Origin of the sequence: Geodermatophilus sabuli (assembly GCF_900215145.1) — a bacterium.
Lineage (GTDB): Bacteria > Actinomycetota > Actinomycetes > Mycobacteriales > Geodermatophilaceae > Geodermatophilus > Geodermatophilus sabuli.
Genome location: NZ_OBDO01000010.1, coordinates 212887 through 235004, shown reverse-complemented (window position 1 = coordinate 235004; position 22118 = coordinate 212887). Strand labels below are relative to the sequence as shown.

Here is a 22118-nt window from a genome sequence, read left to right as displayed (position 1 = left end):
CCGCTGCTCCCCACCGCTCGCAGGCTCACGGTGGGCCCCGCTGCTCCCCACCGCTCGCAGGCTCACGGTGGGGCCCTGCAGCGGGCCGTTCCGGTTCGTCGCCAGGGGCAGTACTACTGCGACTGGGTGACACCTGTGGGGCACCCGTCCGGTCGATGACCGGGCGGGTGCCCGACTTCTGCCCACGGACAGCGCAGAATGGTCGCCGTGCCACCCACCGCTCCCCAGAACGGCTCCAGCCGCGGCCGCGTCCTGGTCGTCGACGACGACGCCGCCCTCGCCGAGATGCTCGGCATCGTGCTGCGGCGCGAGGGCTATGAACCGGCGTTCGTCTCCGACGGCAACCGCGCGGTGGGCGTCTTCCAGCAGACCCGCCCCGACATCGTGCTGCTGGACCTGATGCTGCCCGGCCGCAACGGCCTGCAGATCTGCCAGGACATCCGCACCCAGTCGACGGTGCCGATCGTCATGCTGACCGCGAAGGGCGACACCATCGACGTCGTCCAGGGGCTCGAGGCCGGCGCGGACGACTACGTGACGAAGCCGTTCAAGCCCGTCGAGCTGGTCGCCCGGGTGCGCGCCCAGCTGCGCCGCGGCGAGACCGGTCAGGCGGAGAACCTGGCCATCGGCGACGTCCAGATCGACGTCCCGGCCCACCAGGTCACCCGGGACGGCGTCCCCATCGCCCTGACCCCGCTGGAGTTCGACCTGCTGGTGGCCCTGGCCCGCAAGCCGCGGCAGGTGTTCACCCGCGAGCTCCTGCTCGAGCAGGTGTGGGGCTACCGGCATGCGGCGGACACCCGCCTGGTGAACGTCCACGTGCAGCGGCTGCGCGCCAAGATCGAGCGCGACCCGGAGAAGCCGGAGATCGTGCTGACCGTGCGCGGGGTCGGTTACAAGGCCGGGCCGCCGTGAGCGGAGCGGTCCGCGCGAGCGAACCGGCAGGCGCCGCGACGGTGGTCCGGCCCGACCGACCGTGAGCACCGTCCGACCGACGGCGCCCGGCGCGGCGCCTGCGCCGCCGGCACCGGACGCGTCGTCGTCCTCCGCCGGGGTGGTGACCCCCTCCGCGGCCGCGCCGCGCCGGGGCCGCCCGGCGGACCTGTCCTCGCTGCGCCGGGCGCTGCGCCGCCGCGCCGTCCGGGCCCGCGTCCTGGCCCGCCGCACGGGCGGGCGTGCCGTGCACGCCTGGCGCTCGTCGCTGCACGTCCGGATCGGCGCCATCACGATGCTGGTCGCCGGCACGGTCGTGGTGATCGTGAGCCTGGTGCTGTTCAGCCAGATCCGCGACCAGTTGCTGTCGGTGAAGCGGCAGGCGGCGGTGGACCAGGCCCAGAACGGGGTTCTCTACGCGCAGACCGAGGTCGCCGGGATCGCGACCGGTGACGCCGCCAGCGTGCGCTCCACGCTGGACCGCACCGTCAAGCAGCTGATGGAGCGTGGCGGCCCGGCCGGCGACTTCGACGTCGTCATGGTGCACCGCAGCGGGGACACCGAGCGCAGCGCGACCAGCCGCCGCTACGTCTACCCGGCGATCCCGACGGAGCTGCGCGCCGACGTGGCCTCCGGCGGCCAGTTCTCCCAGTACGCCCTGGTGCCGGATGCCGCCAACGAGCCGCGCCCGACGCTGCTGATCGGCGCCCCCGTCTCCAGCGACGCCGCGGCCACCGAACGGATCGAGCTGTACTACGCCTTCCCCCTCAACCAGGAGGAGGAGAGCCTGTCGCTGATCCGCAGCACGGTCGTGATCAGCGGCATCGCGCTCACCCTGTTCGTCGTCGGGATCGGGGTGCTGGTCACCCGGCTGGTCGTGGACCCGGTGCGCCGCGCCGCGGGGACCGCCCAACGGCTGGCCGAGGGCCAGCTGGAGGAACGCATGACCGTGCGCGGCGAGGACGACCTGGCCCGCCTGGCCACCAGCTTCAACGCGATGGCTGACAGCCTGCAGCGGCAGATCACCCAGCTGGAGGGGCTGTCCCAGCTGCAGCAGCGGTTCACCTCCGACGTCTCCCACGAGCTGCGGACGCCGCTGACCACGGTGCAGATGGCCGCGGAGATCCTCTACGAGTCCCGCGGCGACTTCCCCGCCCACGTGGCCCGCTCCGCGGAACTGCTGCACACCGAACTGGACCGCTTCGAGGCCCTGCTCACCGACCTGCTCGAGATCAGCCGCTACGACGCGGGCGTCGCCGTCCTGGACTGGGAGCCGACGGACCTGGGCGCCCTCGTGCAGCGGGTGGCGTCCGGGATGTCGGCCCTGGCCCAGCGGCACGGCTGCGAGCTGACCGTCACCGGTCCCGGGCAGGAGGTCATCGCCGAGGTCGACGCCCGCCGGGTGGAGCGGATCCTGCGCAACCTGGTGGGCAACGCCATCGAGCACGGTGCCGGCAAGCCGGTGGAGATCACCTGGGCGGCCAACCGGACGGCGGCGGCGGTCACGGTCCGCGACCACGGGGTGGGGTTGTCCTCGGCGGAGACCCAGCACGTGTTCGACCGGTTCTGGCGGGCCGACCCGTCGCGGGTGCGCACCGTCGGCGGCAGCGGGCTGGGGTTGTCGATCAGCCTGGAGGACGCCCGGCTGCACGGCGGCTGGCTGCAGGTGTGGGGCCAGCCCGGCGCCGGCGCCCAGTTCCGGCTGACGCTGCCGCTGTCGGCCGGGTCGGACCTGACCAGCTCGCCGCTGCCGCTGCGTCCGGCGATCGCCCGCCGTCCGGGGGTGGCACGGTGACGCGCTCCGCGCCGTTCCGGGGCACGGGGCGGCGGCTCGCGGTCCTGGCCGCCGTCCTGCTGGCCCCGTTGACCGCGTGCTCGACGGTGCCGTCGAGCTCGCCCACGGTGCAGATCACCCAGGCCCCGACGCGTCAGGACGGCGCCGTCGGGATCGAGCCGCTGTCACCCGAGCCGGGCGCGACCCCGGAGGAGATCGTGCGCGGCTTCCTCGACGCCGGGGCCAGCACCGTCCGCGGCCACCCGGTGGCCCGGGAGCACCTCGCGCCGGAGGTGGCCAGCGCGTGGTCGGACGAGGCGGGCATCACCGTGCTGGGCCAGGACTACGCGACGGTCACCACCGACGCGGGCTCGGTCGTCGTCACCGCGAGCCTGGTCGGCACGATCGACCAGCGCGGGGTGTTCGCGGTGGGCGCGCAGGAGGTCTACAGCCTGGAGTTCACGCTCGCCGAGGTCGAGGGGGAGTGGCGGATCACCAACCCACCGGACGGCCTGCTCGTCCTCGAGCCGGACTTCGAGCGGCTCTACGAGCGGCGGGACCTCTACTTCCTGGACCCGACCGGGCAGCGGGTGGTGCCCGACCCGCGGTACCTGATCACCGGGGAGGCGCAGCCGACGGTGCTGGTCGAGCGGATGCTCGACGGGGCGTCCGCGGCGCTGGCGGCCGGCGTCCGCAACGAGCTGGCCGGCGTCTCGCTGCGCAGCACCGTCACCGTCTCGGCCCAGGCGGTCACCGTCGACCTGACGGGGGTGGGCGACGCGCCGCCGTCCCGGCTCGCCGAGCTCTCCGCCCAGCTGGTGTGGACCCTCGAGCAGCTGCCGGTCAGCTCGGTGGAGATCCTGGTGGACGGCGAGCCGCTGCGCATCGAGGACGGGACCCCGGTGCAGTCGACCGACACGTGGTCGGCGTTCGACCCCGACACCGTCCCGGTCGGCGCGGTGGGCCACTACGTCGACGCCGGCGCGCTCCGGACGGTGGAGAACGCCCCGGCGCCCGGCCCGGCCGGCACCGGCGCCTACGCCCTCACCAGCGCCGCGGTCGCCACCGACCGGCGCACCGGCGAGCCCTCGGCGATGGTCGGCACCACCGAGCGCGACGGGCAGGCGACCCTGCTGGCCGGCGGGTACGGCGGGGACCTCACGCCGGTGCTGTCGGGCGGCAGCCTCAGCGAGCCGACGGTGGCCGCGACCCGCGGGGAGTTCTGGCTGGTCCGGGACGGCGGGGCGGTGGTGCGGGTGCCGACCGGCGGCACCCCGCAGCCGGTCAACGCGCCCACGCTGCCCGGGCTGGGACGGGCCACCGTGCTGCAGCTGTCGCCGGACGGCGTCCGCGCGGCCGTGGTCGTCGACGACGGGCAGCGGGAGAGCGTCTACGTCGGCACCGTCGTGCGCTCCGACGAGGGTCCGGTGGCGCTGCGCGACCTGCGCGCGGTGGCGCCGACGCTGTCGTCGGTGGCCGACGTGGCGTGGCGGACGGCGGGCAGCCTGCTGGTGCTGGCCGGGGACGCCGGCGAGGACCGCATCGTCCCCTACACGGTCGGGGTGGACGGCTGGGGACTGGCCGCCGTGCCGACGTCCGGGCTGCCCAGCCAGCCCATGCGGGTGGCGGCGGCCCCGGGCCTGCCCCCGCTGGTGAGCGCCGGCGGCACGATCTGGCAGTGGCAGGTGGCCGGGGGCACCTGGGTCACGCTGATCCGCGGCGAGCAGCCGCTGCCGGGGAACGAGCCCTTCTACCCGGCATAGGAGGAGGACCCCGTCCCCCTCACCCCTCGACGGGGCCATCCACAAGCGGCTGGGAGTCCTGGCGGCCTCGGAGCGCGACCGGAACGCTGGAGCGGTGGACGGCGGCCTGCTCGCGGCGCTGGCCGACCTGCTGCTGCCGCGGCTGTGCGCCGGGTGCGAGCTGCCCGGAGCGGTGCTCTGCCGGCGGTGCGCGGCGCTGCTCGCCGCGCCGCGCCTGGCCCAGCCGCGGCGCTTTCCGGCGGGCTTCCCGCCGACGGTGGCCGCGGGCGCCTACGCCGGTCCGGTGCGCCCCGTGGTCAACGCGTTCAAGGAGCGGGGCCGCGCGGAGCTCGCCCGGCCGCTGGGTGCCGCGCTGGCGCTCGCGGTCGCGGGCGTCCTGGCCGGCCTGCCCGCCGTGCCGGGGCCGGTCTGGCTCGTCCCGGTGCCCAGCGCGCGGGCCGCACTGCGCGCCCGCGGCCGGGACCACGTCCGGGAGTTGACCGGCCGGGCGGTCACCGAGCTGCGCAGCGCCGGCCTGCCGGCGTCCGAGGCCCGGTTGCTGCAGCGCTCCGGTAGGGCTCGCGACTCCGCCGGCCTGTCGGCGACGCAGCGGCGGACGAACCTGGCGGGCACGTTCGCGATGCGCCGCGACCTGCCGCCGCGGCCTCCGGACGTCGTCCTGGTCCTGGTCGACGACGTCGTGACCAGCGGGGCGACGCTCACGGAGGCCGCGGCGCAGCTGGCCGACCTGACCCCTGCCTCCGGCCCGCCGGTGCTCGCCGCGGTGGTCGCCGCCACCCCACGCCCGGGCTCCCGGCGGGGCCGGGTCGCGGTCGCGCGGCCGGGTGCCCGTGGTTCCCGGGGCCGACTGTCGGGACCCGCGAACGGCGACTAGCGTGGAGCCGATCACAGCCCGTCCTACCGGGAGGTCTCATGGAGATCGTGGTCCGTGGCCGCAACGTCGAAGTCCCCGATCACTACCGACAGCACGTCGAGGACAAGGTCGGCTCGCTCGAACGTTTCGATGGCAAGCTGAAGATCCTCCGCGTCGACGTGGAGCTCTTCCACGAGAAGAACCCGCGCCAGTCCTCGCAGTGCCAGCGCGTGGAGATCACCCTCCGGGGCAAGGGCCCCGTCATCCGGGCCGAGGCCAGCGCCCCGGACTTCTACTCCGGGCTCGACCTGGCCGCCGGCAAGCTGGAACACCGGCTGCGCAAGGCGGCCGACCGCCGCCGGGTGCACCACGGCCGGCGCACCCCCGCCACGGTCCGCGTCGGCGGCGCCGACACCGACGTCCTGGGCGCGCTCGACCGCGAGCGCCAGCTCGCCGAGGGGCCGCACGTCACCGACCTCGACGAGCACCTGCCCGGCCGCGTCGTCCGGGAGAAGCACCACCCGGCGATCCCGATGACCGTCGACCAGGCCCTCCACGAGATGGAACTGGTCGGGCACGACTTCTTCCTCTTCCAGTGCGCCGACACCGGCAAGCCGACGGTCGTCTACCGCCGCCATGCCTACGACTACGGCCTGATCCGGCTCGTCGACGCACCCCTGGACGGCGAAGCCGTCCGGTCGCCCGCCCAGCCCGCGGCGGCGCCCCTCTGATCGTCCGGCGGGCGGGGCGCCGGTGGTGCCCCGCCCGCCGCCCGGGCCGTCGGCGGCCGGCCTCCGCCGCGCGGTCAGTCTCCGGCCACGCGGCCGAACAGCACCGCGTCCCCGCGGGTGCCGTCCCGCCGGTCCAGGCACGAACGCACCAGCCCCTCCCGCCGGAAGCCGGCCCGCACGGCGACGGCCTGCGACGCGGTGTTGTCCACGTCCGCGACCAGGTGCACCCGGGGTGCGCCCAGGCCCAGCGCCCATTCGGCCAGGGCATGCGCGGCCTCGGTGGCGTAGCCGTGGCCCCGGGCCCACGGCGCCGTCCAGTAACCGATCTCGGGTCCCAGACGCCCGTCCCGGAGGTGCACCCCCGCCGAGCCGACCAACCGACCACCGGCCTCGACCACCATCGGCATGCCGCGCTCCGCCGTGCGCTCGCCCGGCGCGACCTCCGACACCCAGACCCGCGCCTGCTCCCGCGTGTAGGGCAGCTGGATGGCGGTGATCCACCGCTGGATCTCCGGATCCTGGCAGGCGGCGAAGACGGCGTCCTCGTCGTCGGGCCGGTGGGGACGCAACACCAGCCGTTCGGTGCGCACCAGCTCGCGGGTCAGGTCGATGCCGGTGAGGTCGAGGCCGCTGGGAGGGAGGTCGCTCACCACCACATGGTCACGCGTTGCCCAGCACGCGGTCGACCGAGATCTCGATGACGACGCGGGCGGGGTTCTCCCGCGGTGTGCGGTAGCGGCGGGCGTAGCGGGCCTCGGCGTCGGCCACCGACGTGGGGTCCTCGCGCACCACAGCCATGCCCTCGAGGGTCACCCACCGGCGTCCGTCGACCTGGCAGACGGCGACCCGGGCCTGCCCGTCCCGTACGTGGCGGGCCTTGGCGGAGGTCCCCGAGGTGATGACCCGGGCGGTGCGGGTGGCGGCGTCGTAGGTCACCCCGACCGGGACGACGTGCGGACTGCCGTCGGCACGCAGCGTGGTGAGTGTGGCCAGGTGCCGTTCGGTGAGGAAGGTGAGCAGGCCGGGGCCCAGGTTGTCCACGTCGCGCGCCACCCGGGGATTGTCACCGTCAACCGCGGGTCCCGCCGCGGACGCCGCCTACTCTGGGATGCGTGGTGTTCTCGAAGATCCTCCGTGCCGGTGAGGGCAAGATCCTCCGACGACTGAACAAGATCGCTGACGCGGTCGAGTCGCTGGCGGACGACGTCGCCGACCTCACCGACGCGGAGCTGCGGGCCAAGACCGACGAGTTCAAGGAGCGCTTGACCGAGGGGGAGACCCTCGACCACCTCCTGCCGGAGGCCTTCGCCGTCGTCCGGGAGGCCGCCACCCGTACGCTCGGCCAGCGGCACTTCCGCGTCCAGGTCATGGGCGGTGCCGCGCTGCACCTGGGCAACATCGCCGAGATGCGCACCGGCGAGGGCAAGACGCTGACCGGCGTCCTGCCGGCCTACCTCAACGGGCTGACCGGCCAGGGCCTGCACATCGTCACGGTCAACGACTACCTGGCTCAGCGCGACGCCGAGCAGATGGGCCGCGTGCACCGCTTCCTCGGTCTGTCCGTGGGCACGATCCTCTCCGGGGAGCGCCCGGCGCACCGCCGCGAGCAGTACGCCTGCGACATCACCTACGGCACGAACAACGAGTTCGGCTTCGACTACCTGCGCGACAACATGGCCTGGAGCAAGGCCGACCTGGTGCAGCGCGGGCACCACTACGCGATCGTCGACGAGGTCGACTCGATCCTCATCGACGAGGCGCGCACCCCGCTGATCATCAGCGGTCCGGCCGAGTCCGCCGGCAAGTGGTACACCGAGTTCGCGCGGATCGTGCCACTGATGAAGCGCGACACCCACTACGAGGTGGAGGAGGCCAAGCGCACCGTCGCCGTCACCGAGGAGGGCGTCGAGTTCGTCGAGGACCAGCTGGGCATCGACAACCTCTACGAGGCGGTCAACTCCCCGCTGATCAGCTACCTCAACAACGCGCTGAAGGCCAAGGAGCTCTACCACCGCGACCAGCAGTACATCGTCAGCAACGGCGAGGTGCTCATCGTCGACGAGTTCACCGGCCGTGTCCTGTCCGGGCGCCGGTACAACGAGGGCATGCACCAGGCCATCGAGGCCAAGGAGAAGGTGCAGATCAAGGACGAGAACCAGACCCTCGCCACGATCACGCTGCAGAACTACTTCCGGCTCTACGAGAAGCTCTCCGGGATGACCGGCACCGCCCAGACCGAGGCGGCCGAGCTCTCCCAGACCTACAAGCTGGGCGTCGTCCCCATCCCGACGAACCGGCCGATGATCCGCGAGGACCGCTCCGACGTCATCTACAAGACCGAGCAGGCGAAGTTCGACTCCGTCATCGACGACATCGCCGACCGGCACGAGAAGGGCCAGCCGGTGCTGGTGGGCACGGCGAGCGTGGAGAAGTCCGAGGTGCTCGCCAAGCTGCTGCTGCGCCAGGGCATCCCGCACGAGGTCCTGAACGCGAAGAACCACGCGCGGGAGGCGCACATCGTCGCCCAGGCCGGGCGGCTGGGCGCTGTCACCGTGGCGACCAACATGGCCGGCCGTGGTACGGACATCCAGCTCGGCGGCAACCCCGAGTTCATCGCCGACGAGGCGCTGCGGGCCCGCGGCCTGTCACCGTCGGAGACGCCGGAGGAGTACGAGGCCGCCTGGGACGACGCGCTGGCCGAGGCCAAGGAGCAGGTGAGGGCCGAGCACGAGCAGGTCACCGAGGCCGGCGGGCTGTACGTGCTGGGCACCGAGCGGCACGAGAGCCGTCGCATCGACAACCAGCTGCGCGGCCGCTCCGGCCGGCAGGGCGACCCGGGTGAGTCGCGGTTCTACCTGTCCCTGGGCGACGACCTCATGCGCCGGTTCAACGGCCCGATGCTCGAGTCGATGATGACCACGTTGCGGGTCCCCGACGACCAGCCGATCGAGTCGAAGATGGTCACCCGGGCGATCCGCTCGGCGCAGACGCAGGTGGAGCAGCAGAACTTCGAGATCCGCAAGGACGTCCTCAAGTACGACGAGGTGCTCAACCGCCAGCGCACCGTCATCTACGACGAGCGGCGCAAGGTCCTCGACGGCCAGGACCTGCACGAGCAGGTGCAGGCGATGGTCGACGACGTCGTGAGTGCCTACGTCGACGGCGCGACCGAGACCGGGTACGCCGAGGACTGGGACCTCGAGCAGCTGTGGACCGGCCTCAAGGCCCTCTACCCGGTGGGCCTGGACCGCGACGACCTGATCGACCGCGTGGCCGACGGCGACCAGGCCGCGCTGACCGCCGACGTCCTGAAGCGGGAGCTGCTGGACGACGTCCACCGCGCCTACGAGGAGCGGGAGACCACGCTCGGCTCGGAGGTCATGCGCGAGCTCGAGCGGCGGGTGCTGCTGTCGGTACTGGACCGCAAGTGGCGCGAGCACCTGTACGAGATGGACTACCTGCGGGCCGGCATCCACCTGCGCGCGATGGCCAACCGCGACCCCGTCGTGGAGTACCAGCGCGAGGGCTACGACATGTTCAACCAGATGCTAGACGGCATCAAGGAGGAGTCGGTCGGCTTCCTGTTCAACCTGGAGGTCAAGACCAAGGAGCAGCAGGCGGCGGAGGCCGCGGCCAAGCAGGCGGAGGCCGAGGCGAAGGCGCTCGCCGCCGCCCAGCAGGGGACGGCGCGGGTGCTGGCCCGCCAGGCCGCGGCCGCCCGGGCGGCGCAGGCACCGGCCACCGCCGACGGCAACGGCGGCGCCGCGGCGGCGGCCACAGCCGGCCCGGTCGCGGCCCCCGCGCCGGCGGCCGCCCCCGCACCGGCTCCGGCTGCGGCGCCGATGCCCGCGGCTCGCCGGTCGTCGCCCGCGAAGGCGCAGCCGGCTGCCGCAGAGGCGGGGCCCGCGTCCGGAGCCGCCCCGGCCGTGGAAGGGCCGGCGTCGTCGGGTACCGGGCCGCAGCTGGCGGTCAAGGGCCTGGACGAGCCGCGCCGGTCCACGGAGAACCTGAGCTACTCCGCGCCCAGCCTGGACGCCTCGCCCAAGGAGAGCGGCCCGGCCAAGGCCGCCAAGACGGCGACGGTGACCGGCACCAAGGAGCCGGCGCGCAACGCGCCGTGCCCGTGCGGGTCGGGCAAGAAGTACAAGGCCTGCCACGGGGCGCCCTCCCGCGCCTGAGGAAGGACCCCGTCGTCCCCGCCGCTCGCAGGCTCGCGGTGGTGGTGCCCTGGACGGGGCCACGACGCCCCCGCCGGTCCTCCCGGTGGGGGCGTCGTCGTGTTCGGCTCCGGCGGGTCCCGCCCTCAGCCGATCTGCAGCGCCGTGCAGCGCCACCGGCCGTCGATGCCCTCCAGCCGGGCGGCCACGGCGTGCGCGCGGCCGGAGCGACGTGCCACGGCGGTGACCTCGGCGACTCCGTCGACCGGCTCGCACACGTGCACCCGGCCCAGCAGCACCGGGGCGGTGCCGCCGGAGCACCACCGGGGACGACGCCCGCTGCTCAACGCGGCGAACACCCCGACCGACGTCAGCGGCTGGACCTGCGTGAGCGGACGACGCCCGGCCAGCGCCTCCAAGGTGAGCACGAGCAGTCGCCGTCCGGCCACGTGCGGATCGGGCAGCTCGGCGCGCGCGGACCACGCGGGCCCGAAGCCGGCCGGGTACCCGGCCGGACGGCTCTCCGGGCGAGGGCGCGGACCGGGGCGGTGCGTCGGGCGCGGCCCCGCCACACCCGGCCGGACCAGCCGGCGGACCGGTTCGTCGTCCAGTGGCGGCTGCGGGGTCGGGACGACGACCAGGCGCAGCGTGGCGGCCGTCAGGGGCCGGGGCTCGGCGTCGGGCGACGTGGTGGGGGACAGGGACGCGGTCATCGTGGCTCCGGTGCTCGGGGTGCGGTCGGGGATGCAGGGGGCGGTCACGGCGCCGCGGGCGGCCGCAGGACCTGACCGGGCAGCAGGACGTCGGGGTCCGGACCGATGACCGCGGCGTTCGCCTGCCACCAGGCGTGGACGGCCGCCGCGACCTCGCTGCCGATCGGGCTGCGCCCGGTGCGCTGCCGCAGGTCGGCGGTCGCGATGTCCCAGAGGCACTCGCCGCGGAGGACCACGCGGGAACCGGGTGCCGGCATCGGCCAGTCGGGGACGGCCCCGGGTGCGGTCAGGGCGGCGACGTCCGGTGACGACGGCGGTGCCGCGGTCGGGGGCGCTGTGGTCGGCGGCGCTGTGGTTGGGAGCGCTGTGGTTGGGAGCGCTGTGGGGGGCGGCGTCGCCGCCGGTGCTCCGGCTGTGGGTGCGGGTGTGGATGCCGGCGCCGTGGGCCAGTCGGCGACCTGGCTGGGCCAGTCCGCGGCGGTCGGGGGGAGCGTCGGCCGGTCGACCGCCGCAGGCGTGGCTGCGGCCGGGCCGGCGTGTGCGGCGCCCGGGCCGCATGCGGTCAGCAGCGGCGCCCCGGCGACCAGCCCGACGCCGAGCGCCACGGCGGCGGCGCGTCGAGCGCCGGCGGGGAGCAGGCGGCGGGTGACCGCGCGGGCGACGGAGCCGGCCACGCCTGGCGCCGCGGATGCGGCGGTGAGCAGCAGGCCCAGGACCCCCCACGCCCAGACGCCCCAGGCGACCGCGGCGACGCCGGCGAGCAGGAGCGTCTCCGCCCCCCGGACGTCGATGTCCCGCTGCAGATCGAGGCCGTACGCGGCGATCGCGCCGAGGTCGGGCGTGACCGCGCCCAGCGCGACCGCGACGGCAGCCATCGCCACGGCCGTTCCCAGCAGGCGCCGGATCGACATGTCTCCTCCTCGTCAACGCGAACTAGAGCGAGACTAAAGCAAGCAAACGCAAGCAAACGCAAGGGTCAACATCGATCTACCCTGAGCGAAGGAGGTGCGGGGATGCGCTGGCAGCAGTTGTTCGCCGACCTGGCGGCCGAGTTCGAGGCGGCGGAGACGGCGGCCGAACGGGCCGAGGACGGATCCCGCCGTCGCGCGGAGCTCGGCGCGGTCCGATTCGCAGAGCGCGTGGCCGGATCGGCGGGCATGCGCATCGCGGTGCGCTGCCGCGGTGCCGGGGACGTGGCAGGGACGCTCGCGGACGTCGGCAGCGACTGGCTCCTGCTGGTCGACGACGGCCGGCGGGAGGTGCTCGTGGCGCTCGCGGCGGTGCGCTCGGTCGCCGGACTGGGACGGGCCACGGCGCTGCCGGAGCCGGAGAGGGCGGTGCGCGGCCGGCTCGACCTGCGGCGGGCGCTGCGCGGGCTGGCCCGCGACCGGGCCGTCGTCCAGGTGGTCCTCGACGACGGCTCCGTGTACGGCGGCACCGTCGACGGGGTGGGAGCGGACTACGTGGAACTGGCGGAGCACGACGTGGACCAGCCACGACGTGCCGGCGCGGTGCGGGGCGTACGGGCGGTGGTGCTCCCGGCGGTCGCGGTGGTGCGGACCCTGACCCCGGGCCTGGACTGACCGTGCTCAGCGCCGGCGGCGACCGCCCGTGGCCGACGGCGTGCTCGCGACGTCCTGCTCCGGGTGCTCGCCGGACCCGTCGGGGACGGCGGGCCGCTCGGGGACGGTGCCGGCGCGCGCCTCGGCGTACTTCTGCTGGATGAACCGCTCCAGCTCGTCGACCTCCACGCGCCACTGGCCGCGGCCGCCGATCTGGATGGCGATGAGCTCCTTGCGGCGGACGAGCGCGTAGGCCTGCGACCACGACACGTTGAGGATCTCGGCGACGTCGTCGAGGGTCAGGAAGCGCGGTGTGGGCATCGGGTCTCTCCGTCCGGTCCCGCACAGTCTGGCAGCCCCGTCCGGGTGGCATGCGCGTCGTCCACACCCGAACGTGTGGACGGCGACTGCGGCGATACGCGTCCGTGCCGCATCATCTGCGTCCGACCGTCACCCAACGAGGTCGTCGACGACGATCCGAGTCCGGAGGAACCACTGGCCGTGAGCTCGCCGAGCGCCGCCCCCACCTCACCGCACCCGGCCGATCCGGTCGCGGGCCCGGTGCCGCGGCGGGTCCGACCCCCGCGCTGGCTCGACCTCCGCCTGGTCCTCGGCGTCCTCCTCGTGCTCGGCTCGGTGCTGCTCGGTGCCCGGGTGGTCGCCGCCGCCGACGCCACCGTCCCGGTCTGGTCCGCCGCCGGGGACCTCGCCGCCGGGACCGTCCTCACCGCGGCGGACCTCGTCTCCGTCGACGTCCGGCTCGACGGCACGGCGGGCGCGTATCTGGCGGCCGGCACGAAGCCGGAGGGGCGCACGCTCGCGCGGGCCGTGCGCGCCGGGGAGCTGGTGCCCCGCGCGTCGCTCGAGGAGCCGGCCGAGCTCGTGCAGCTGGCGCTGCCGGTGCAGGCCGGGTACGTCCCGCCGGGCCTGGTCCGCGGTCAGGTCGTGGACGTCTACGCGGTGGCCGACCCGACGGTCGGCGCCGGCGGCCCCTCCGACGTGTCACTCGTCGTCGGCGCGGCCCCGGTCCAGGCGATCTCGGGCCGGGCCGAGGGCGTCCTGTCCACGGCCACGACGACGGTGCAGGTGGTGGTCTCGGTGCCGGTCGACCGCGCCCCCGCGGTGCTGGGAGCGATCGCCGGCCGACCGCTGGTGGTCGTCGTCCACGAGGCGGTGGAGGCGGCGCCTGCGGCCGGTTCGGCCGACGCCGCTGCCGGCTCCGGCGGGAGCCGGGACACCGGCACGGCGCGGGTCCCCGCAGCGGGGACGTCGGGGACCGCGCCGTCCGGGCCGGCGGCGCGGTCGGGGGCAGGTGCCGGGGACGACGCGCCGGAGCCGGCGGGTGCGGCGGCCGGGACCGGTGCCGCCACCGGGGCCGACGCCGGAGAGGTGGCTGCGGAGCCGGCGGGCCCGGGCTCTCCGGTGGGCGCGGTGTCCGGCGCCGGGGCGGAGTCGACGCCCTGATGGCCGTGCAGGTCTTCACGGCGGTCACCGGAGCCGGTTGGGAGTCGGCCCTGGTCGGGGCGCTGGATCGCACCGACCACGGGGTCACGGTCGTCCGGCGCTGCGTCGATGTCTCCGAACTGCTGGCGGCTGCCGCGACCGGGACCGGCCAGGCCGCGCTGCTCTCCGCGGACCTGCGGCGGCTGGACACCGACGCTGTCGCCCGCCTGGCGGCCGCCGGTGTCGCCGTGGTCGGGCTCGTGGACCCTGGCGACCACCAGGCGGCGGACCGGCTCCGCGCGCTGGGCGTCGTCCACGTGTTGCCCGCCGACACCGAGCCCGACGGCATCGCCCGCACCCTGCGGGACGCGGTCGCCGGTCGGCCGCCGGCCGGCCGGGGCATCGCTGATCCGCGGGCGGCCCTGCCGGATCCGGTGCCGGCCGCGGTGCCGGTGGAGCGGCAGCCCGGCGCAGGCCGGGTGGTCGCGGTGTGGGGGCCGACCGGCGCGCCCGGGCGGACGACGGTCTCGGTGGGCCTCGCGGACGAGGCGGCCCGGCTCGACGTCGGGACCCTGCTGATCGACGCCGACGTGTACGGCGGCGTGGTCGCGCAGGTCCTCGGTCTGCTGGACGAGTCGCCCGGCCTCGCCGGCGCGGCCCGCCAGGCGGCGGCCGGCACGCTCGACGAGGCGGCCCTGGCGCGGCTGGCGTGGGCGGTGCGGCCCCGGCTGGGTGTGCTCACCGGACTGGCCCGTGCCGACCGCTGGCCGGAGCTGAGACCGCACGGGGTCGCAGCGGTGCTCGAGGAGGCCCGGCGGGCCGCCGACCTGATCGTGGTCGACTGCTCGTTCAACCTGGAGGAGGACGAGGAACTGTCCTTCGACACCGCGGCGCCCCGGCGCAACGGGGTGACCCTGACCGTCCTGGAGGCGGCCGACACGGTCCTCTGCGTCAGCGGCGCCGACCCGGTGGCGCTGCAGCGCACCATCCGCGCACTGGGCGAGCTGCGGGACACCGTCCCGGGCGTCGAACCGGTGGTCGTGGTCAACCAGGTGCGGCGCGGACCGGTGCCCGGCGACCCGAGGCGGGAGATCGCGGAGGCCCTGGAGCGGTTCGCCGGACACGACGTGGCCGCGTTCTTGCCCGCGGACCGGCGCGCGACCGACGCCGCGCTCGCGGACGGCCGCACCCTCGCCGAGGTGGCTCCGTCCTCACCGCTGCGGACCCAGCTGCGGGAACTCGCCGCGGTGGTGGCGGGCGTCCCGCGACCGGACACCGGCCGTCGGCGGGTCGGGGCACGCCGGCGGGCCGGCTGAGGTGCGCCGGTGGCGGTCGGGACCCGGACCGCCGGGGGCGGCGGCGACGCCGACTCGGACAGCCGTGTGCCCGGCTCCCGGACGGGCAGGCTCCGGCTGCGCCGCGGGTGCCGGCCGGTCCGGCCGCGACGTAGCGTGAGCCCTCGATGGGGAGGAGACCGACCGTGGAGCGCCTGACGACCCTGGATGCGTCCTTCCTCTACCTGGAGAGGCCGGACAGCCCGATGCACGTGGCCGGAGTGCTGGTGCTCGAGCCGCCACCGGGTGGGCTGGAGGCCATCGCGGCGCTCGTCGAGGCCCGGTTGCCGCTGGTGCCGCGTTACCGGCAACGGGTGCTGGAGGTGCCCGGGCACCTGGCCGACCCGGTGTGGGCCGACGACCCCGACTTCGACGCCGACTACCACGTGCGGCGGTCGGCCGTGCCGCGCCCGGGCACCGAGGCGCAGTTGCTCGACCTGGTCTCCCGGGTGACCGCGCGACCGCTGGACCGCAGCCGCCCGCTGTGGGAGCTCTACCTCGTGGAGGGCCTGGCCGACGACCGGGTCGCTGTCGTCACCAAGACCCACCCGGCCCTCATCGACGGGCTCGGCGCCGTGGACATCGGGCAGGTGCTGCTCGACCCGTCCCCGGACGCCCCCCTCCCGGCGCCGGAGCCGTGGCGTCCGCACCGGCTGCCGACCGCCCTGCAGCTGGCCCTCGAGGCCGTGGGCGAGTACGTCGCTCGCCCCACGGCGGTCGTGGACACCGCCCGGCAGGCGGTCGCCGACCTGCGTGCCACGGGCGCCCGGCTGGGCAGTGCCGTCGGCGGCATGGTCCGCGCCACCCGGTCGGCGCTGTGGGCAGCGCCGCACAGCCCGCTGAACGCGACGAACGGCAGCCAGCGGCGGGTCGCGGTGGCACGCGCCGACCTCGACGACGTGAAGAAGGTGCGCAAGGCCCACGGCGGGACCGTCAACGACGTCCTGCTGGCCGTGGTCGCCGGAGCGCTCCGCGACTGGTTGCTGTCGCGCGGGCAGGCCGTGCTCGGGTCCACCTCGATCCGTGCGATGGTCCCCGTGTCCGTCCAGGGCGAGGAGGAGGAGGCGCCCGGCACGCGGGTCTCCAGCTACCTCGTCGACCTCCCGGTCGGGGAAGCCAACCCCCGGATGCGGCTGGCGCGGATCAGCTATGCCATGCGCGGGGTCGACCAGCACGGCCGGTCGGTCGGTGCCGAGACACTCATCGCGTTGACCGGCTTCGCGCCCCCCACCCTGCACGCGCTCGGCGCCCGGGCGGCGCGTGGGCTGTCCCGTCGCATGTCGAACCTGGTGATCACCAACGTGCCCGGCCCGCAGCTCCCGCTGTACGCGGCCGGCAGCCGGATGCTGGAGGTCTTCCCGGTGGTGCCGCTGGCGCCGGGGCAGGGGCTCTCGGTGGGCATCACCAGCTACGACGGCCGCATCTTCTTCGGGTTGAATGCCGACCGCGACAGCGTGGGGGACGTGGACGTGCTGGCCGACCTGCTCGAGCAGGAGCTCGGGACGCTGGTCGAGACCGCCGGCTGAGCCGCGCGCGGGGGGCGTCACCGGCCGCCGGGATACCGTCGCGCTGACCACCAGCGACAAGGAGCCTCCCCGGTGCGTGTGTATCTGCCTGCGACGACGAGCGTCCTGCGGACCCTCGTGGACGACGGTCGCCTGGCCGGCCCGCACACCGCCTTCGCGGTGACCCCGCGGCTGCGCGAGTTCTACGCGGTGAGCGACGCGGAGGCCGACGTCGAGGAGCTGGAGTACGCGGCCCTGCTCGGCGCGGGCCGGGCCAGCCTGCGACTGCTCGACATCGACCCGACCGCGGTGCGCCGGCGTGTGGTGCTCGCCGCCGACGTCTCGGACTCCGAGGTCTCCGAGATCGACGACGCCGACACCGAGCACGGCGCGGTGCGGGTCACCGCGGACATCGCCCTGCGTGATGTCGCCAGCGCGCACATCGATGGCGCCGACGCGGAGGAGGACGTGCGGGCCGCGGTCAACGTCGTGCTCGAGGCGGACCTGGGCAGCGAGGACGCGCAGTTCGTCGTCGACCAGGCCGAGGGCCACGAGCTGGCCTGGTACGCCAGCCAGGAGATCGGCACGGTGCTCGAACTGCTCTGACCCGAGGCCGCGCACCAGGTTCACCGGTTCGCCGTCGCCCGCTCGTGGGCGGAGGGGACGGCCGGGCCGGCGGGCCGGCGTCGGGCGACCTGCACGCGTTGCGGGGTCCCGGCCGTGACCAGCCACCCGGAACCGGGACGGCGGGGCACCGCTGTGCGCGGGAGCCGGATGCCCAGCAGATCGGCGTCGCCGGGGGCCGGGCACAGCAGCAGCCCGCTCCGGCGCCGCCGCAGCGCGGTGACCGGGCCCCGGTACACGGCGGCCAGCTCCTGAGCCGATCCCGCTGCCACGAGGACCACCCGGTCGGTGGGCTCAGCGCTACCGAGTGCGGTCACGACGGGGGACTCGGCGACCGTGCCGAGGTCGTCGACGACGACCGCCCCCTCGGTGCTCTGCAGGGACCCCAGCCAGGACCGCCACCCCTCCACGTCGGTGCAGTCCAGCCACGTCAGCCGGCCCCCCGCCGACGCGCGGACGGCTCCACGGCCGACACGCACGACCGGCACCCCGCCGGCCACCAGATGAGCGGTGAAGGCGTCGAGGGCGGTGCTGCGCCCGCTCCCCGGCGACCCGACGACCAGGAGCCCGCCGGCATCGACCAGGTCGACCTCCTGCACCGCGCCCTCGTCACCGCCCGGACCCACCGGCAGCCGCAGCGCCTCGGAGCCGGCGGTGCCCCCGGGCAGGGGCAGCAGGGGGTCGGCCGGCAGCTCCGGGATGGTGAGGGGGCGGCCTCCGGGTGCGGTGGGCCGCCACATCGCAGGGGAGAGCACCTGACGCGGTAGCGCCAGCTGACACGCGACGCCGTCCTCACCCAGCAGCGCCCGTCCTGCCGGCCGGTGCTCCGGGACGGATCGGGCGGGGACGCCCGCGATGGCGTAGTCGGCCCGGTCTGGGAGCGGCAGTACCAGCCGGGTGGTGACGGCACCGGCCAGTCGGCCCCCGGGAACGGCGCGTTCGGCCGTCAGCACGCAGGTGAGCCCGGCCGCCGCCCCGTCCCGCACGAGGCGGAGCAGGCCTGCTGACCCGCTGGTGGGATCCACCTCGTCGAGCAGGCTGCTCAGCTCCTCCACCCCGTCCACCAACAGGAGCAGGTGCGGTGTCGCGCCCGGCGGCGACTCGGCGCGCCGGACGGACACCTCCTGGGCGAGGCGGTCGAGCAGTCGCACGGTGCGCAGGAGGTCGCCGCGGCCCACCGCCGTGCCGGTGTGCGGCAGGTGCGCCGCGGCTCTGGCCAGCGCTCCGCCGCCGTGGTCGAGCACGTGGACGTGCAGTTCGCCGGGGGACAGGGCGGCGACCGCCTCGGCGAGCACGGTGCGCAGGAAGGTCGTCCGGCCGCTGCGTGCGCCGCCCACCGCGAGCCACCCGCCGCCCCGCTCGAGGTCGAGGCAGAGCGGCTGCTGCGACTGGGTGTCGGGCCGGTCGAGCAGCCCGATCCGCAGCCGGCGGCGTCCGGCTCCTGCTGCGCCAGCGCCTGCGCCGGCGGGCGGACCGGGTGAGTCCGGCGGCAGGTCCTCGGCGCGGATCACGTCGGGCAGCGGCGGGCACCACGGGCGGTGCGGCCGGCGGATCCCCGACGCCGACGCGTGCCGGTCCAGCGCCTGCGTCAGCCGGGCGAGGTCGGTCCTCCCGGCCGGCGGGGCGTCCTCGGCCCCCGGCGTGGTCAGCGGCCAGTTCCAGGGGCGGACCCGTGCACCGTCCTCGTCCAGGGACGGCGGTGCCCCGGCGACGCGTGCCGCCTGGAACAGGAGCGGTGTGCTGCCACCCACCCGCAGGTAGGCGCGACCCGGGACGTCGGTGGGCAGGTGTGCCGCCGACGGGCTGCCGAGCACGTCTCGGGAGTCGCCCTCGTCGGTGGTGCGCAAGCAGATCCGCAGCGTGCAGTTGGCCCGGATCTCCGGTGACACGACCCCGCCCGGTCGCTGGGTGGCCAGGACCAGGTGCACGCCCAGGGAGCGCCCGCGCTGGGCGATCCCGACCAGGCCGGTCACGAAGGTGGGCAGCTCCTCGGCCAGGCCGGCGAACTCGTCCACGACGATGACCAGGCGCGCCAGGTCCTCGTCATCCGGCAGCGCCGCGATGTCCCGGGCCCCGCGCGCCGCCAGCAGCGCCTCGCGCCGAGTCAGCTCGGCGCCGAGCGAGCGCAGGGCCCGGGCCGTCGTGGTGCCGTCGAGGTCGGTGAGGAGGCCCACGGTGTGGGGCAGCGCGGCGGCCTCGGCGAAGGCGGCGCCCCCCTTGTAGTCGACCAGCAGGAACGAGCAGCGATCCGGCGGGTGCCCGAGCGCCAGGCCGGCGATCAGCGTCTGCAGCAGTTCGGACTTGCCGGAGCCGGTCGTCCCCGCGACGAGGACATGCGGCCCCTGGCGGCAGAGGTCGATGACGATCTCACCCTCCGCCGTGCGTCCGAGGGCGGTGACGAGCCGGTCGCGGGAGCGGGGCCACGTGCCGGTCGCCGTACCGTCGGCGTCGATCCGCAGACCGTGGCCCGGGTGGTCGAGGAGCCGGACCCGGCGGGGGACCACGCGCGCGGGAATCGGGGGAGCAAGCGGGGCGAGGTCGCGAGCGAGCGCCTCGGCCACCCGTGCCGGCAGGCGGTCGACGGTGATCCCTGCCTGCTCGACCGTTCCCGCGCGGTGCAAGGTGGCGGCGTCCCCCGTCTCCCCGGCCAACTCCAGGACCGCGTCGGGCGCGGCGGGCAGGCGCGGCAGCGACGAACCGCAGGTGAGGGTCACGACGCCGGCGTCGCGGGCGGCACGCAGTGCGGCCGACAGGCGCGGACCGGCCGGACGGTCGACGAGGGCGACGAGCCACCCCGGCCCCGCGCCGGTCGCCCCGCTCGGCCCCGAGGACCCGCCCTCGTGCGCTCCGGCTCGCCGGCGTGCGGCCGTCGTGGTCACCCAGGCGGCCAGCGCGGCGTCACCGCCGTCGTCCCCGCCGGCGGGGGCGCTGTGCACGGAACCGGGGCCGACGTGCGGGAGCCAGCGGAGCCAGGACCAGTCGGGGAGGCGCTCGTTGTCGGTGAGCAGGACCAGCTCGACCTCGCCGGGCGCGTGCAGCGCGACCAGCTGCGCGACGACGCCGGACAGCACGCCGACGACATGGGAGCGCGGACCGGTGACGGCGAGCCCGCCGGTGACCCCCAGCGCCACGACGACCGGCAGGCGTGTCGCGGTCTGCCGTTCGCGTGTGCCGTCGACCTGCACGCACGTGACGGCGGACCGGCCCGGGCCGCTGCCGAGGCGCACCGTCAGCGCGTCGCCGTCTCCCTGCTGGCGCTGCCAGAGGACGGCGGAACGACGCCGCGCGGCCCCGGCCAGACGGGCCAGGTCGGGATGCGCGGCCCGTGCCGCCTGGACGTCGGCGCGCAGGGCCTCCTGCAGACGGGCCTGGGCCGTCGCCACCTCCGCGGCGTGGGCTGCCGCCGTGCGGCGACCGCTGCGGCGGCCCGTCCACCGGTCGGAGAGCCAGGTGCCCACGGCGACGACCGGGCTGAGCAGGGCGAAGAAGAGGAAGTGCGGAACTCCCAGCACCCAGGCGAGGACCACCCCGCCGAGGGCGGGCAGGACCACGGCGACCCACGCCAGCCTGCGCCGCGGAACCGCGGTGGGTGCGGCGGGGAAGGTCACGTCGACCTCCGGGCGGAGTGGCTCCATGCGCGGTGGGGGACGGAGGCGGACGCGGCCGCCGGGAGCCGGCTGCACGGATGCGCGGGGGTCCGCAGGCCCGGCCGTGGCCAGCGTGCTGGCGCCCACATGCAGGACGGAGCCGGCCGGCCAGGTACGGGGTCGCTCGTCCAGCGGGTCGTCGTCGAGCCGGCTGCCGTTCGTCGAGCCCAGGTCGCACACGGTCAGCTCGCCGGCGCCGACCTCGACGAGCAGGTGCCGGCGGGAGACGTCCGGATCGGCCAGGTCGACGTCGGCGGCCGCACCTCGTCCCACCACGTGCCGTCCGCGGGGGAGGGGGAGGGCGCTGCCCGCCTCCGGTCCACCGACGACGTGGAGTTCCAGCGCGCTGGACCGCTCGCCGTCCGCGGGACGGGGACCGGGGCGCCCGAGGCCGAGTACCGCGCCGTGGGCCAACGCGGGATCGGTCAGCGGCAGCCCCTCCGGCAGGCGGGTCGACCCCGACCACAGGCCCGCGGGCGGCAGGCGCAGCGCGCGGACCAGCCGGGGCGCCACCGCATCCAGGTGTTCGTCGTCGGCAGCCATGACCTCCACGTCGACCGGACCGCCGGGGGTGACGACGGTCCAGCACCGGGCGGTACGCGGTGCGGCAGGGGAGGGGGCGGGCACGCCACCACCGTGCGGTGCCGTCGCCCGCCGCGGCGGCCGCTGCCGGGATCTGTGGACGGCGCGAGCGCCTGTGGACGCCCGGGCCGTCGTGGCCCCCGCTCCCTCCTAGCGTGCGCAGCGACCGGGAGAGGCCCGGACCGAGGAGGGACCGTGAAGGTCGACATCGCCACCCTGCAGTCGATGGCCGGGCAGTGCCGGGCCGAGGCGTCCGACACCGCCACACGGCACGTCACCCTGTCCAGCAGCGTCAACGCGTCGGTGCTGGAGGGGTGGACCGACAGCCAGGCGGCGGTGCGGTTCACCGAGCTCTACGAGCAGTGGCGGCTCAGCGCCCAGGGGGTGAGTGACGCGCTCACCGGCATGGGCACCCTGCTCGACGGTGTGGCGGCTTCCTACCAGCAGCACGAGGCGGACATGGCGGCCCGGATCAGCGCGCTGCTGTGAGGAGGCCC

Annotated in this window: 18 protein-coding genes; 12 read left to right on the top strand and 6 right to left on the bottom strand. The window is 75.6% G+C overall.

Features of this window, described 5'->3' with window-relative positions:
* Positions 1 to 198: 198 nt before the first annotated feature.
* The 5 genes from mtrA to hpf all read left to right on the top strand — a co-directional run bounded on the left by mtrA (position 199) and on the right by hpf (position 6054).
* Entirely contained in the window at positions 199 to 915 is a 717-nt protein-coding gene (gene mtrA / locus CRP39_RS21165) for an MtrAB system response regulator MtrA (RefSeq protein WP_097208351.1), read from the top strand.
* A 61-nt stretch (positions 916 to 976) separates the two neighbouring features.
* Positions 977 to 2728 (top strand): MtrAB system histidine kinase MtrB, encoded by a 1752-nt coding sequence (gene mtrB, locus CRP39_RS21160; RefSeq protein ID WP_097208350.1) that lies wholly within the window; start codon positions 977 to 979, stop codon positions 2726 to 2728.
* Positions 2725 to 4470 (top strand): LpqB family beta-propeller domain-containing protein, encoded by a 1746-nt coding sequence (locus CRP39_RS21155; protein WP_097208349.1) that lies wholly within the window; start codon positions 2725 to 2727, stop codon positions 4468 to 4470. The genes mtrB and CRP39_RS21155 overlap by 4 nt, the downstream gene beginning before the upstream one ends.
* 94 nt (positions 4471 to 4564) lie before the next feature.
* Positions 4565 to 5344, top strand: a complete 780-nt coding sequence (locus CRP39_RS21150; RefSeq protein WP_245854014.1) for a ComF family protein — start codon at positions 4565 to 4567, stop codon at positions 5342 to 5344.
* Between the two features lie 38 nt (positions 5345 to 5382).
* Positions 5383 to 6054 carry a ribosome hibernation-promoting factor, HPF/YfiA family gene (hpf, locus tag CRP39_RS21145; RefSeq protein WP_097208348.1) on the top strand — a complete coding sequence of 224 codons (672 nt, stop codon included), beginning with the start codon at positions 5383 to 5385 and terminating at the stop codon, positions 6052 to 6054.
* A 74-nt stretch (positions 6055 to 6128) separates the two neighbouring features.
* Here the strand turns inward: hpf and CRP39_RS21140 are convergent, their stop codons facing one another.
* Together CRP39_RS21140 and CRP39_RS21135 are read right to left on the bottom strand one after the other, a co-directional pair.
* Entirely contained in the window at positions 6129 to 6704 is a 576-nt protein-coding gene (locus CRP39_RS21140) for a GNAT family N-acetyltransferase (protein WP_172442548.1), read from the bottom strand.
* A gap of 10 nt (positions 6705 to 6714) precedes the next feature.
* On the bottom strand, positions 6715 to 7107 hold the full coding sequence (locus tag CRP39_RS21135) for a pyridoxamine 5'-phosphate oxidase family protein (RefSeq protein ID WP_097208346.1): 393 nt from the start codon (positions 7105 to 7107) through the stop codon (positions 6715 to 6717).
* Between the two features lie 59 nt (positions 7108 to 7166).
* Between CRP39_RS21135 and secA the strand changes: the two genes are divergently transcribed.
* Entirely contained in the window at positions 7167 to 10232 is a 3066-nt protein-coding gene (secA, locus tag CRP39_RS21130) for a preprotein translocase subunit SecA (protein WP_097208345.1), read from the top strand.
* Positions 10233 to 10357: 125 nt separating this feature from the next.
* On the opposite strand, the gene CRP39_RS21125 is transcribed toward secA, so the two are convergent.
* Together CRP39_RS21125 and CRP39_RS21120 are read right to left on the bottom strand one after the other, a co-directional pair.
* Positions 10358 to 10924, bottom strand: coding sequence for an Rv3235 family protein (locus CRP39_RS21125; RefSeq protein ID WP_097208420.1), 567 nt, complete (start codon positions 10922 to 10924; stop codon positions 10358 to 10360).
* A 44-nt stretch (positions 10925 to 10968) separates the two neighbouring features.
* The gene (locus tag CRP39_RS21120; RefSeq protein WP_097208344.1) at positions 10969 to 11835 is read right to left on the bottom strand and encodes a LysM peptidoglycan-binding domain-containing protein; all 867 of its coding nucleotides are present in this window, start codon (positions 11833 to 11835) and stop codon (positions 10969 to 10971) included.
* A gap of 102 nt (positions 11836 to 11937) precedes the next feature.
* Between CRP39_RS21120 and CRP39_RS21115 the strand changes: the two genes are divergently transcribed.
* The gene (locus tag CRP39_RS21115; RefSeq protein WP_097208343.1) at positions 11938 to 12507 is read left to right on the top strand and encodes a hypothetical protein; all 570 of its coding nucleotides are present in this window, start codon (positions 11938 to 11940) and stop codon (positions 12505 to 12507) included.
* A 6-nt stretch (positions 12508 to 12513) separates the two neighbouring features.
* Here the strand turns inward: CRP39_RS21115 and CRP39_RS21110 are convergent, their stop codons facing one another.
* On the bottom strand, positions 12514 to 12807 hold the full coding sequence (locus tag CRP39_RS21110; RefSeq protein ID WP_097208342.1) for a helix-turn-helix domain-containing protein: 294 nt from the start codon (positions 12805 to 12807) through the stop codon (positions 12514 to 12516).
* Positions 12808 to 12987: 180 nt separating this feature from the next.
* Here CRP39_RS21110 and CRP39_RS21105 point away from each other — a divergent pair, with 180 nt between their 5' ends.
* The 4 genes from CRP39_RS21105 to CRP39_RS21090 all read left to right on the top strand — a co-directional run bounded on the left by CRP39_RS21105 (position 12988) and on the right by CRP39_RS21090 (position 17374).
* The gene (locus CRP39_RS21105; RefSeq protein ID WP_245854013.1) at positions 12988 to 13950 is read left to right on the top strand and encodes an SAF domain-containing protein; all 963 of its coding nucleotides are present in this window, start codon (positions 12988 to 12990) and stop codon (positions 13948 to 13950) included.
* Complete coding sequence (locus CRP39_RS21100; protein WP_097208341.1) at positions 13950 to 15245, top strand: CpaE/TadZ family protein; 1296 nt, start codon at positions 13950 to 13952, stop codon at positions 15243 to 15245. Before CRP39_RS21105 ends, CRP39_RS21100 begins: the two co-directional genes overlap by 1 nt.
* Before the next feature lie 164 nt (positions 15246 to 15409).
* Positions 15410 to 16789 carry a WS/DGAT/MGAT family O-acyltransferase gene (locus CRP39_RS21095; RefSeq protein ID WP_245854012.1) on the top strand — a complete coding sequence of 460 codons (1380 nt, stop codon included), beginning with the start codon at positions 15410 to 15412 and terminating at the stop codon, positions 16787 to 16789.
* Between the two features lie 78 nt (positions 16790 to 16867).
* A complete protein-coding gene (locus tag CRP39_RS21090; protein WP_245854011.1) occupies positions 16868 to 17374 on the top strand; it encodes a DUF6912 family protein in 507 nt (168 codons plus the stop codon).
* Between the two features lie 20 nt (positions 17375 to 17394).
* Here CRP39_RS21090 and CRP39_RS21085 read toward each other — a convergent pair whose 3' ends face one another.
* Entirely contained in the window at positions 17395 to 21666 is a 4272-nt protein-coding gene (locus CRP39_RS21085; protein WP_097208338.1) for a type VII secretion EssC family protein, read from the bottom strand.
* Positions 21667 to 21816: 150 nt separating this feature from the next.
* Between CRP39_RS21085 and CRP39_RS21080 the strand changes: the two genes are divergently transcribed.
* A complete protein-coding gene (locus CRP39_RS21080; RefSeq protein ID WP_097208337.1) occupies positions 21817 to 22110 on the top strand; it encodes a WXG100 family type VII secretion target in 294 nt (97 codons plus the stop codon).
* Positions 22111 to 22118: the final 8 nt, after the last annotated feature.